Genomic DNA, 13,333 nt, shown 5'->3' with positions numbered 1-13,333 from the left:
TTCATCTGCTCCCTTGCTCGGCTGGCGTGCCGGCCAGCGCGGCGGCCACGTCCGCAGCCGACACCACGCCTTCCGGCTTGCCTTCCCCACCCATCACGACGATCGGCCCGGAAGCGCCGACGAGCGCGAACACTTCGTGCAGCCGCCGGCTGCCGTCGAATTTTGCGGCCCCGTTGGCGAGCATGGCGTCGAGCGCGCCTGCCTCGGTCTGCTGCCGGATCGCCGAGCGCACCGGAAGCACGCGGCCACGGTCTATGTCGCGCGTGAAGGCGGCTACATAATCGTCGGCGGGATTCAGCACGATGTCGGCCGGCCGGCCGACCTGCGCGAAACGGCCGTCTTTCATCACCGCCACATGATGGCCAAGCGTCAGCGCCTCGTTCAGATCGTGGGTGATGAAGATGATGGTGGTGCGATAGCGGCGCTGAAGTTCGATCAATTCACCCTGCATGTCGCGGCGGATCAGCGGATCGAGCGCGCTGAAGGGCTCGTCCATGAGAAGGATCTCGGGATCGAGCGCCAAGGCGCGGGCAAGGCCGACACGCTGCTGCATTCCGCCGGAAAGATCGGCGGGGTAGCGGTCGGCCCAATTGCCGAGGCCGACGCTGTCCAGTGTCTTCACTGCCTTGGCGCGGCGCTCGGGCTTGGCCATGCCGCGCATCTTGAGGCCGTATTCGACGTTTTCGGCCACCGTTCGGTGCGGCAACAGCGCAAAATGCTGGAAGACCATGGTGATCTTTTCCAGCCGTATCGCGCGCAGCCGTTCCTCCGAGACGGAAAGGATGTCCTCGCCATTGATCGCGATCTCACCCGAGGTCGGCTGCTGCAAGCGGTTCAGGCAGCGCACCAGTGTGGACTTGCCCGAGCCGGAAAGCCCCATCACCACGAAGATCTCGCCAGCATCGACCGAGAAGGAGACGTCGTTGATGGCAAGCACCGCACCGGTCTGCTCCAATATCTGGGCTTTCGAGGCGCCGTCACGCGCCAGCCTCAGCGCCTCGGCGGGGTTCGCGCCGAACGCCTTGCTGAGACCACGCACCTCGATTCGGCGGGGCTGGACGGCAGTTGCCGCGATGCTATTTTCGGACGCATCATTCATCAGAAAAAGGCCACGAAAAGCGCGCGGGCCAAGCCGGCGGGCAAGGGCCGAATATTCCGAATGTGCCTGTCATGGCAACTCCTCCCCGCGCGACGGTGCCCCTCCACAGGCATGACCGCCGTCGCATGGCATGATTTCAAGCTTGAAGCCTGTTTGTAAAGTGCACGGTCGCGAATGTGACCCATGATCTACGGTAATGCAAACGGACCGGATTCTAGCCCACACCAACCGGCGTCGGCTCTACGGTTTCGGACCGGATCCAGCGCAGAAAGGCCTCGACCGGGGGTTTCGCCGCATGATCCTGCTTCAGCACGACGAAATAAGCCTCGCGCGTGCGCAGCGATTCAGCCGATACGCGCACGAGCTGGTTGCGGTCGATGAGGTCGTGCACCAGCCGGTTCCAGCCGAGCGCGATACCCTCGCCCCGCATGGCTGCATGAATGGCGTCCGTATAGAAATTGCAGCTCAGGGTGACGTTGCGCGCTTCGCCATCATAGCCGAAAGCGCGCAGCCATTGCTCCCAGCCGGTCCAGGTCGCATCCTGCGAGTCGCTGACGATAAGACTATGGCTGGCGAGGTCGGCCACGCAGTCCGGCGAGCCGTGCTTTGCCAGGTATTCCGGGCTGCATACGGAAAAGACATCGTCATTGAACAGCGCGATCACCTTGCCGTCCTGCCATTTGCCGTCGCCATAGCGGATGGCCACGTCGATGTCTTCCCGCAGCAGGTTGAAGTTGCCGTCCTGCGTCACGATCCTGAGCTTGACGTCGGGATTGGTGCGGCGGAAGTCAGAAATCTTCGGCAGCAGCCAGAAATGGGTGAAGGCGACGGAGGCGGCGATAATCAGCTCGGCTGGCTTCTTGTCGCTGGCGATGGTCTGCACCGTCCGCGCGATGATGCCCAAAGCTTCGGACATCGATTTCGACAAGGCGCGGCCGCGCTCGGTCAGTTCGATCGAGCGGTGCAGGCGGCGAAACAACGGAAAGCCCAGGTCCTCTTCCAGCGCCTGCACCTGGCGGCTGACGGCGGCTTGCGTGATGCCAAGCTCGACCGCGCCCTTGGTGAAGCTTGCATGCCGCGCGGCGGCCTCGAAGACCACCAGCGAAGTCATGGACGGGAGCCGGCGGCGGAATCCAGACATGAGCCTGCCTTATGCGTAACATGCGAAAAAGTGACCTTGACTCGGTTATCGCATAACGGATGCTGATGCACAGTGGCTTTTTGCGGCGCGGCTGTGCCAAAGCACGACTGCACATGCGTACTGAAGCCCCGTCGAGGAAAGGTTTTGCCATGACTGTAGCTGCCGAGATGGAAAGCCCGCGCGAGCGCCGCCGCGAGCGCGGGGGACGCAGCGCCCGGCGCGAGCAGCGCTCGCATCCGACGGCAGGGCTGCACCGGCCCTACATCGTGCGCGGCATTCCGACCTACGACATCATGTCGGAGGAGAACCTTGTCCGCATCGAAGATACGGCCGACCGCATCCTGGCCGAGATCGGCATCGAGTTCCGCGACGATCCCGTTGCGCTAAACCACTGGAAGCGCGCCGGCGCCAAGATTGACGGCGTCCTGGTAAAGTTCGAGCCCGGCATGCTGCGTGATATACTCAAGACCGCCCCGGCCCAATTCACCCAGCACGCCCGCAACCCGTCCAGTTCCGTCGAGATCGGCGGCAAGAGCGTTGTCTTCTCGCCGGCCTATGGTTCGCCCTTCGTCATGGATATCGACAAGGGCCGCCGTTACGGCACCATCGAGGATTTCCGAAACTTCGTGAAGCTGGCGCAGTCATCGCCCTGGCTGCACCATTCCGGCGGCACCATCTGCGAGCCGGTGGACGTGCCGGTCAACAAGCGCCATCTCGACATGGTCTACAGCCACATCAAATATTCCGATCGCGGTTTCATGGGCTCGGTCACTTCCGAGCAGCGCGCGGAGGATTCCATCGATATGGCGCGCCTCGTCTTCGGCGAGAAATTCACGGACGAGAACTGCGTCATCCTCGGCAATGTCAACGTCAACTCGCCGCTGGTCTGGGACGCCACCATGACCACGGCGTTGCGCGCTTATGCCCGCTCCAACCAGGCGGCGGTGATCGTTCCCTTCATTCTGGGCGGTGCCATGGGACCGGTGACGAATGCGGGCGCCATCGCGCAGTCGCTGGCCGAAACCATGGCCGGCTGCGCGCTGACGCAGCTCGAGCGGCCGGGCGCGCCGGTGATCTTCGGCAACTTTCTATCCTCGATGTCGCTGCGCTCCGGTTCGCCGACCTTCGGCACGCCGGAACCGGCCATCGGCTCGATGGTGATCGGGCAGTTGGCGCGCCGGCTGAACCTGCCGCTGCGCTGCTCGGGCAATTTCACCACCTCCAAGCTGCCGGACGCGCATGCGATGAACGAAGGCACCATGTCGATGCTGGCGGCCGTGCATTGCGGAGCGAATTTCATCCTGCATTCGGCCGGCTTCCTCGACGGGCTTTTGTCGATGTCTTACGAGAAGTTCGTCATGGACGCCGATTTCTGCGGCGCGCTGCACACCTATCTCGACGGCGTCAAGGTGGACGACAACCAGCTTGCGCTGGATGCCTTCCGCGAGGTCGGACCGGGCAGCCACTTCTTCGGTTCGCAGCACACGCTGGCGAATTACGAGACGGCCTTCTGGGATTCGGAAATCGCCGACAACGAGAATTACGAGAAGTGGGAGGCAAACGGCTCGCAAGATGCCGCCATTCGCGCCAACAAGCGCTGGAAGGCGACCCTGGCGGACTATGAAGCGCCGCCGCTCGACGAAGGCATCGACGAAGCGCTTCAGGATTTCATGGCACGCCGCAAGGCGGCCGCTGCGGACGCCTGGTATTGAGACCTTGCCGTTCCGCCACATCTAACGGCATGCCTGCGCCCGCCTAGCGAGCGTAGGCTATTCAGCGGCCAAAGCTGGCCCGTCATCGATGGTGTTGACGGGGCTTTGCATATTCTGGTTGGACGCAGCGGCGATCTTGTTCTTCGGCTCCCGGCCGAAGAAGAGCGCGTATCCGGCGGGCAGGACCAGAATGGTCAGGACCGTGGCCACCAGAATGCCGCCCATCATGGCGTAGGCAAGCGGCCCCCAGAACACGCCGCGCGAGATCGGGATCAGCGCCAGAACGGCCGTCAGCGCCGTCAGAGTGATCGGCCGGAAGCGGCTGACGGCGGCCCCGATGATCGCCTCGGTCCGCACCATGCCGGCCGCGATGTTCTGGTCGATCTGGTCGACGAGAATGATCGAATTGCGCATGATGATGCCGAGCAGCGCGATGACGCCGAGGATGGCGACGAAGCCGAATGGCGCGCCGCTGATGAGCAGCGCGGCGGCAGCGCCGATGATGCCCAGCGGCCCGGTCGCCAGCACCAGCATCGCCTTGCCGAAATGCTGAAGCTGCACCATCAGAAGCAGGACGATGACGACCAGCATGATCGGCGCCTTGGCGGCGATGGAAGCCTGGCTTTCGGCTGAATCCTCGGCGCCGCCCTGAACCTCGACCTTATAGCCGGCCGGCAGGCTCGCGCGCAGATCCTTCATGCCGTCGAAAAGCTTGGTAACGACGTCGTTGGCCTGCACCCCGTCCGGCAGCGTCGCGCGCACGGAGATGGTAGGCAGCCGGTCGCGCCGCCATTCGATACTTTGCTGCATGACGGGCACGACCTTGGCGATCTGCGAGACCGGCACGAAGCCGCCGAAATCCGTGGGCACATAGACCGATGCGACGGCCGATAGCAGCGAACGGCTCGCGGCCGGCTCACGGGCAACGATCGAAACGGTTTCCTCGCCGTCGCGGAACGTGCCGAGCGGGGCGCCGGACATGGCGGTCTGCAGCATCTGGCGCACGCGCTGCGAGGTGACGCCGAGCGCGCGGGCGCGATCCTGGTCGATCACCAGTTTCATGGCCGGCACCGGCTCCAGCCAGTCGTCATGCACCGCATCAAGCAGCGGCTCGGCCGAAAACCGCGCCTTTACCTGATCGGCAATGCGGCGCACCTCCTGCCGGTCCGGTCCAATGACCCGCATCTGCACCGGCCAACCGGTCGGCGGGCCGAGGAACAGGCGGTCGACCTTGGCGCGGATGGACGGGAAGTCCTGTGCGAGCACCGACCGCAGCTTGACGATCAGGCGTTCGCGCGCCGGCTCGTCATTGGCCATCACCAGAAGCTGGGCGAAATTCGGATTGGCGAGCTGCTGGTCGAGCGGCAGGAAGAAACGCGGCGCGCCCTCGCCGATATAGGTGGCGATGAACTTCTTGTCGGGGTCGTCCATCATCTTGACTTCGAGCGCCTTGGCCTGCACCTCGACCTCCTTGATCGAGGTGCCTTCCGGCAACCACAGATCGACGAGGATCTCGGGACGCTCGGACTGCGGGAAGAAATTCTGCGGGATGAACTGGAACGACCACAGGCTGGTGGCGAAGGTCGCCACTGTCAGTGTGAGCACGATCAGCCGGTGGCGCACAGCCCAGCCGATGCTTGCCCTGAGGCGGCGATAGAAGCGCGTGTCGAACACATCGTGATGCTGCCCCGCATGCCGGCGCTGCTTCAGGATCATATAGCCGAACCACGGTGTGAAATAGACCGCCACGAACCAGGAGACGATCAGAGCAATACCCACGACGTAGAACAGCGAGCGGACATATTCGCCGGCGGCGGAGGCGGCGAAGCCGACCGGGATGAAGCCGGCGACGGTGATCAGCGTGCCGGTCAGCATCGGGAAGGCGGTGGAACTATAGGCAAAGCCCGCCGCATCGAGCTTTTCCAGCCCTTCCTCCAGCTTGCGCTCCATCAGTTCCACGACGATCATCGCGTCGTCGACCAGCAGGCCGAGCGCGATGATGAGGGCGCCCAGCGAAATGCGCTGCAGGTCGATGCCAAGCTCGTACATGATGGCGAAAGTGGCGGAGAGCACCAGCGGTATGGCGATGGCGATGACCAGCCCCGACCGCCAGCCGATCGACAGGAACGACACCATCAGCACGATGACCAGCGCCTCGCCGAGCGCCCGCATGAACTCGCCGATGGCGTCCGCCACCACATGCGGCTGGTTGGCGATCTGGTCGACCGAGACGCCATAGGGCAGCGAAGCCTCGAAACGCTTGTAGGTATCCTCGATGGCGGCACCCACGTCGGTGACTTTGAAGCCGTCCGCCATCACTACGCCGATCTGCACGCTGTCACGGCCGTCGAAGCGGTATTTGCGCTGGGCCGGGTCCTGGAGACCCGAGGTCACCGTGGCGATGTCGCCTAACCGGGTGACCTGGTTGCCGGTGCGCAGGCGCAATTCCCTGATGTCTTCCGCCCGCTTCACGTCGCCCTCGACGGAAATGCGCACCGAGCGCGTGCCAGTATCGACCACGCCCGCCGGATCGACGGTATTCTGGCCGTTGATGGCGTTTTGCAGGTCGGGAAGCGTCAACCCACGTTCGGCGAGCGCCTTGGAGGAGACGTCGATGTAGATGACTTGCGGCTGATCGCCGATGATGACGGCCTTTTCGACGCCCGGCGTCGTCAAAAGCATGTCGCGCGCCTGGATGGCGAACGCCTTGAGTTCCGGATAGGTGAAACCGTCGCCGCTGATCGAATGCAGCGTGACGAAGGTATCGCCGAACTCGTCGTTGAAAAAGGGGCCGAGCAGGCCCTGTGGCAGGTCGCCTTCGATGTCGCCGACCTTTTTGCGCACCTGGTAGAAGGCATCCGCCACCTCCGCCGCGTCGGTGTCGCCCTTGATCTGCACCATGATGGTGGCGCTGCCGGGCCGCGAATACGACTTCACGAAATCGAGGTGCGGCGTTTCCTGAAGCTTGCGCTCGATCTTGTTGACGACCTGGTCTTCCATGTCCTGCAAGGATGCGCCGGGCCAGACAGCCTGCACGACCATGACGCGGAAGGTGAATTCGGGATCCTCGCGCTGCCCCATGCGCATCAGGCCGAGCACGCCGGCAACGATGATCAGCCCGACCAGGAAGCGGGCAATACTGGGATGACCGATCGCCCAGCGCGAAAGGTTGAACGATTTCTTGTCAGCGGAGGTCGTCATGGCCGCCTCTTCTTCTTGGTTGGCCGCAGGATAGGTTCAGCGAATGGCGCCGGTAATCGCAACGGAAGCATCGCGCCCGTCTTCGGCCGGCTCCTGCCTGTCGCCCGACATTTTTACCTTCAGATCTTCCGTCATGAACTGCGTGCCGGCGGCGACCACGAGATCGCCCGGTTGCAGGCCTTGCGTGACCCGCACGCCGTCCGGCGCGAAATCGGCGACCGCGACGGAACGGGCATGAACGGTCGAGGTGTCCTGATTCACCACCCAGACGATCGGCTTGCCATTCTTCTGAGCCAACGCTTCCAGCGGGACCGCCGCCTGGCGATGCACGGTCGCGACCGTGGCTTCGACCGTCGCGGTCATGCCGAGAAGAACGCGCGGGTCGTCGGGCAGGCTGATGCGGACAGAGAACGTGCGCGATTGCGGGTCGGCGCTACCAGCGACTTCGCGCACCTTGCCGACTAGCCGCAGCTTGTCGTCTGTCCAGAAGCCGACCCTGACGGCCTGGCCCGGCCTGAAATGCGAAATGTCGGTTTCCGGGACAGCGATCTGGATTTCCTTCTCGCCGTCGACGGCAACGGCAACGACCGGTGCGCCGATGCCGACGACCTGGCCGCTGTCGGCGCTCAGCCCCGTCACGATCCCGCTCCGGTCGGTCTTCAGTTCGGTATAGCCGACCTGGTTCCGGGCCTGCTGAAGCGCGGAAGCCGCCGCATCCCGTGTCGCAACAGCCTGCCGGTAGCCGAGCGTCGCCTGGTCAAGCTCGGCCTGCGAGGAAATTTTCTTGTCAAAAAGCTGTTGCGCGCGCTTCTGGACAAGGCCGCTGGTTTCGACCTGCTTGTCGGCGGCCGCGAGATTGGCCTCGGCGGTCTGGACCGCCAGCGCGTAGTCGGTGGGATCGATGCGGGCGAGAACATCGCCGGGGTTCACCCTGTCGCCGATATCGACACGACGCTCGACGATCTTGCCGGCAACGCGGAAGCCGAGGTTCATCTCGGTGCGGGCCTTTACCGCGCCGGAATAGTCAAGTTCCCTGGTGCCGTCCGTCCTGGCGATCTCCACGACCTTGACCGGCCGGACGATGGCTGCGGGTTCGGTCTTGGCCTCGGTGCAGGCCGAAACGGACACAGCCACGATGCCAAGCATTCCCAGACTGGCAAAAAGGCGTGCAAAGCCATCGAAGGTCTTGAACGAATGCATCGTTCGCGCTCCTGAAATGTTTCTGATCGGATGACGGGCCTAAGCCGCGCCTACTTCAATGCCCTGATCGCGAAATCGACCAGTTCTTCCGGCGCCGCGCGATTTTCCTTCGCAAGGCATTGCGCCACCATCTGCGGGTGGCAAAGTGTAACCGTCGAGGCGCCGAAGCATCGGGCGGCGCTTTCGGGGTCCTGCTGGCGAAACTCTCCGGTCTCGATCCCTTCGCGGATAAGGCCGGCATAGATCTGGTGCAGGCGGTCGACATGTTTCTCGATCACATGCCAGTCGCGCTCGATGGCCACGATGACCATTTCATGGACTTTCTGCTCGTCGAGCATCGTTTCCATCGTTAGGCGGTGATGATCGAGGATGCAGCGGCGCAGGCGTTCGGAAGCGGGGAGCGGCAGTTTTGAAATGCCGATGGCCATATGCAGGCTTGCCGCGAGCATGCGCCCGCAGATGGCCTGGTGGATCTGTTCCTTCGAGGCGAAGAAACGATAGACGTTGGCCGGCGACATGCCGAGGTCGCGGGCAATGTCGGAAACGGTGGTCTTGCCGTAGCCGTAGTGCCTAAACAGCCGCTCGGCGCATTCCAGAATGCGCTCGACATTGTCCTGCCGCGAGGAGTCCAGTTCTTCGGTCGTCTCGTTCATGGCCATTCTATTACGTGTGACGAATTTCAACTTTCGTCACACGTAATTCGTACAGAGCCATTCGTCAAGGGCAGGACGGAACGTAAAATCCGTTTACGCCACCTCTCCTGACAATTATGGCCGGCAGGGCACGCCCTTCGATGAAGTTCGCCAAGCGGCCGGCAGGTGCAATATTACCGCACCGCGACCCACCGGCTTTCCTCGAACGAGCGCGCCATGGCGTGCACGGTGCGCTCGATCTCCAGCCCCTCGTCGAAGCCGATGACGCGCGCCGGTTTGCCGGCCAGCCTGTTGAGCACTTCCTGACATTCGATGATTTTCAGGTCGTTGAACCCCAGGCCGTGGCCCGGTGCTGGAACGAATGCGCCATAAGGCTCATGCTGGGGACCGGCCAGGATGGTCCGGTAGCCCTGTTCGGTCGCCCGGTCGGAGGTGACATAGAGCTGGAGTTCGTTGACGCGCTCCTGGTCGAACAGGATCGAGCCCTTCGAGCCAAAGATCTGGATGGCGATGCGGCCCTTGCGGCCCCAGGCCGAACGGTTGACCTGAAGCGTGCCGGAAACGCCGTTCTCCAGATGCATCAGGATGGTGGCGATGTCCCATGTCTCCACCGCACGCTGCTCGCCTTCAGGCGTTTTGCGGGTGGCATAGGGTTTCGCCATGTCGCACATCACGCGGGCTACGCGCCCGAAAAGAACCTGGATGAGGGACAGCGGGTGGACCGCGAAATCGTCGAGCGCGCCATAGCCGGACGTCTTTTCATGCTTCCAGAAAAACAGGGCCTCCGGATCGGCCATGAAATCCTCGTCCATCTCGACGCGCAGATGATTGACGTCGCCGATCGCCTGCTCGTCGAGCAGCCGGCCGATATGGCGGATCATGGGGCCTTGAATGTAATTATAGCCGAGCATGGCGGCCTTGCCTGATTTTTGCGCCGCAAGCGCCATCATCTGCGCCTCGGCGAAGCTCGGCGCCATCGGCTTCTCGCACCACAGATGCTTGCCGGCTTGAAGGACCGCGATGGCCATCTCGGGATGAAACTGGTTCGGCGTCGTCAACGAAACGACATCGACATCGGGGTCGTTGACGACGGCGCGCCAATCGCCGGAGCCCTTGGCGAAGCCGAATTCGGTTGCCCGGCGCCTGGCGAGATCCTCACTGACTTCGCCAAGGTGAACGAGCCTGGGCCTGGACGTTTCTGGAAAGACGGTGCTGACGGCATTCCACGCCAGTGCATGGCATTTGCCCATGAACCCGGTGCCGATCAACCCAACGCCAACGCCATTGCCACTCATTGTTCATTCCTTCGCTTCGAGCTGGCCGGCCGGCTTGCGACTCCCGTTATCGCAGTAGGAGCGCGGAGAATATCCATACCATTTATTCCGTGCTAGAGCTTGCTGGAATAATGGTGCCGCAATAAGGAAAGCCCGTTGAAAGCGACCGCCCGGCCCCCGCAACAACCAGCCCCAACGGATTTCGCCACATTGAGACAGGTCATGCTCGATGGTCGAAAGTCCCTCCCGAAGAGAATAGCGCAGATCGCCGCCTATTCCCTCGACAACCCCGACGAGATCGCTTTTGGAACCGCGGCAAGCATCGCCACGGCGGCTGGCGTCCAGCCTTCAACCCTCATCCGGTTCGCCCAGCACTTCGGCTATGACGGCTTTACCAGCATGCAGGTCGTCTTTCGCGGGCGGCTTCTGGATCGGAATGCATCCTACGAGGACCGCCTGCAATCGCTACGGGTCGAGGGGGTCGATACAGAAAGCACCAACGTGCTGGAAGGCTTCATGGCGGCCTCGGTGCGATCCGTGAACAGCCTGGCCGACTCGTTCGATCGCCCGGAGTTTGAAGCAGCGGTCGCCACTCTTCAGGCGGCGGACACGATCTACATCGTGGCCAAGCGGCGCTCTTTCCCCATCGCCAGTTATCTCGCGTATATTTTCGGCAAGCTGAAGGTCAAGAATTGCCTCATCGACTCGTCCTCCGGACTGGACGTCGAAACCGTTTCCTTCGCTTCGCCAAGGGATGCCGCCATAGCGATAAGCTTTTCACCCTATGCCTCGGAGACGATCAGCCATGCGCGCGGACTCTCCCAGCGATCGGTCCCGGTCATCAGCATAACCGATAGCGCCTTTTCTCCGCTGACCGAGTTCTCCAAGACCTGCTTCGAAGTCGTCGAGGCCGATTATGCCGGCTTTCGCACGCTGGCCGCCAGCATGGCGCTGGCAGCGACGCTGGCCGTCCGGGTTGCGGAAGCCCGGGCATCGCAAGCTGCGGACAAAGGATAAGAATTTTCATTCCATATTGACTATTTATGGAATTTGGATTTCATATCTGTTTCTGTGAGTACCCTCGGACGCGGCGGCGTCGACATGGGGCGAAATGGAGAACGCCATGTCTGCCGATCATTCCCGCCTGCTGGATGTAATTACCATCGGCCGAGCCTCCGTCGATCTTTACGGCCAGCAGATCGGTTCGCGGCTGGAGGACATCGCTTCCTTTGCCAAGTCGGTTGGCGGCTGCCCGGCCAATATCGCCGTCGGCACCGCGCGGCTGGGATTGCGCTCGGCCTTGCTTACGCGCGTCGGTGACGAGCAGATGGGGCGGTTCATCCGCGAACAACTCGTACGCGAGGGCGTGTCGGTTGCGGCGCTGAAGACCGATCCCGAACGGCTGACGGCGCTGGTCCTGCTGTCGGTGGAAGACGAGGGCGTTTCGCCGATGATCTTCTATCGCTCGGATTGCGCCGACATGGCGCTCGCGCCGGAAGATGTCGACGAAAATTTCGTCGCGACCGCCCGCGCCGTCGTCGTCACGGGCACGCATTTCTCGCGCGACAACAGTGCGGCCGCCCAGCGCAAGGCCATTGCCGTCATGAAGGCCAAAGGCGGCAAGGTCGTCTTCGACATCGACTACCGGCCCAATCTGTGGGGGCTTGCCGGCCACGCCGAGGGCTTTGGCCGCTACGTCAAGTCCGACAGGGTTTCGGCGGTGATGCAGTCGGTCCTGCCGGATTGCGATCTCATCGTCGGCACCGAAGAGGAGGTGCTGATCGCATCGGGCGAAGGCGACCTGCTTTCGGCGCTGAAGACGATCCGGGCGCTGTCGGCGGCCACCATCGTGCTCAAGCGCGGCGCCATGGGCTGCATCGTTTACGACGGCCCGATACCCGACGACCTCGAACACGGGATTGTCGGCAAGGGCTTCGCAATAGAGGTCTATAACGTGCTGGGCGCCGGCGATGCCTTCATGTCCGGCCTGCTGCGCGGCTGGCTGGGCGGCGAAAGCCTGGAGGTCGCGGCGACCTGGGCCAACGCCTGCGGGGCCTTTGCCGTTTCACGCTTGTTGTGCGCGCCGGAATACCCGACCTTCGAGGAATTGCAGTTCTTCCTCGAGAATGGCAGCACGCAGCACGCGCTGCGCAAGGACGAAGCCATCAACCACATCCATTGGGCGACGACCAGACGCGCCGAAATCCCATCGCTGATGGCGCTGGCCTGCGACCATCGCAGCCAGTTGGAGGCCGTGGCCGAAAAGGCCGGTGCGGACTTTTCCCGCATCAACAAGTTCAAGGTGCTGGCGGTGAAAGCGGCTTCTAACGTGGCCGCCGGCCGCGGCGGCTACGGTATGCTGATCGACGAGAAATACGGACGCGAGGCGATGTTCGAATATGCCCGGCATCCCTTTGCATGGCTCGGCCGGCCGGTCGAACTGCCGGGGTCGCGCCCGCTTCGCTTCGAGTTCAGCCAGGACATCGGCTCGCAACTCGTCGATTGGCCAGTTGGGCATTGCATCAAGTGCCTGTGCTTCTATCACCCGGACGACCCGGCGGAACTGAAAACCGAGCAGCAGCAGAAGCTGCGCACGCTGTTCGAGGCTTCGCGCAAGGTAGGGCGCGAACTGCTGGTCGAGATCATCGCCTCCAAGAATGGCGCGGTTGCGCAAGACACCATCGCGCGGGCGTTGCAGGAACTGTATGCGCTGGGCATCAAGCCCGACTGGTGGAAGCTGGAGCCGCAGGCATCAGCCGCCGCGTGGCAGGCGATCGAGGCGGTTGTGAGCGACAACGATCCGTGGTGCCGTGGCGTCGTTCTGCTTGGACTGGAGGCTCCGCAGGCCGAACTGGAGGCGGCTTTCACTGCCACCGCCGAGGCCCCCATCGTCAAGGGCTTTGCGGTCGGGCGCACCATCTTCATCCACGCCGCCGAGCAATGGCTGGCCGGGAAAATGTCGGACGACGAGGCCGTCGCCGACATGGCGGGGCGATTCAGGAAACTCACCGAAGCGTGGCTTGCCGTGCGCGGGCGTAGGGCGGCATAAAAGA

Annotated in this window: 9 protein-coding genes; 3 read left to right on the top strand and 6 right to left on the bottom strand. The window is 63.1% G+C overall.

The window, feature by feature from the left end; genetic code table 11:
• Position 1: 1 nt before the first annotated feature.
• A complete protein-coding gene (locus ACX3P1_RS00880; protein WP_459077636.1) occupies positions 2-1,099 on the bottom strand; it encodes a quaternary amine ABC transporter ATP-binding protein in 1,098 nt (365 codons plus the stop codon).
• Between the two features lie 214 nt (positions 1,100-1,313).
• A complete protein-coding gene (locus tag ACX3P1_RS00875; protein WP_459077635.1) occupies positions 1,314-2,210 on the bottom strand; it encodes a LysR substrate-binding domain-containing protein in 897 nt (298 codons plus the stop codon).
• Positions 2,211-2,389: 179 nt separating this feature from the next.
• Between ACX3P1_RS00875 and ACX3P1_RS00870 the strand changes: the two genes are divergently transcribed.
• Positions 2,390-3,952, top strand: coding sequence for a trimethylamine methyltransferase family protein (locus ACX3P1_RS00870; RefSeq protein WP_459077634.1), 1,563 nt, complete (start codon positions 2,390-2,392; stop codon positions 3,950-3,952).
• 57 nt (positions 3,953-4,009) lie between these two features.
• Here the strand turns inward: ACX3P1_RS00870 and ACX3P1_RS00865 are convergent, their stop codons facing one another.
• From ACX3P1_RS00865 to ACX3P1_RS00850, 4 genes are all read right to left on the bottom strand, one after another.
• Positions 4,010-7,153, bottom strand: coding sequence for an efflux RND transporter permease subunit (locus ACX3P1_RS00865; protein WP_459077633.1), 3,144 nt, complete (start codon positions 7,151-7,153; stop codon positions 4,010-4,012).
• A gap of 36 nt (positions 7,154-7,189) precedes the next feature.
• Positions 7,190-8,353: an efflux RND transporter periplasmic adaptor subunit gene (locus tag ACX3P1_RS00860; protein WP_459077632.1), complete on the bottom strand. Its 1,164-nt coding sequence runs from the start codon at positions 8,351-8,353 to the stop codon at positions 7,190-7,192.
• Between the two features lie 50 nt (positions 8,354-8,403).
• Positions 8,404-9,006, bottom strand: coding sequence for a TetR family transcriptional regulator (locus tag ACX3P1_RS00855; protein WP_459077631.1), 603 nt, complete (start codon positions 9,004-9,006; stop codon positions 8,404-8,406).
• 173 nt (positions 9,007-9,179) lie between these two features.
• The gene (locus ACX3P1_RS00850) at positions 9,180-10,301 is read right to left on the bottom strand and encodes a Gfo/Idh/MocA family protein (RefSeq protein WP_459077630.1); all 1,122 of its coding nucleotides are present in this window, start codon (positions 10,299-10,301) and stop codon (positions 9,180-9,182) included.
• 201 nt (positions 10,302-10,502) lie between these two features.
• On the opposite strand from ACX3P1_RS00850, the gene ACX3P1_RS00845 reads away from it, so the two are divergent.
• Complete coding sequence (locus tag ACX3P1_RS00845) at positions 10,503-11,297, top strand: MurR/RpiR family transcriptional regulator (RefSeq protein WP_459077629.1); 795 nt, start codon at positions 10,503-10,505, stop codon at positions 11,295-11,297.
• Positions 11,298-11,403: 106 nt separating this feature from the next.
• Positions 11,404-13,329 carry a bifunctional 5-dehydro-2-deoxygluconokinase/5-dehydro-2-deoxyphosphogluconate aldolase gene (locus ACX3P1_RS00840; protein WP_459077628.1) on the top strand — a complete coding sequence of 642 codons (1,926 nt, stop codon included), beginning with the start codon at positions 11,404-11,406 and terminating at the stop codon, positions 13,327-13,329.
• The last annotated feature ends 4 nt before the right edge of the window (positions 13,330-13,333 follow it).

This window comes from Mesorhizobium sp. A623 (assembly GCF_054489405.1).
The sequence above is the reverse complement of the archived record's forward strand: the minus strand, read 5'-3'. Positions and strand labels throughout refer to the sequence as shown.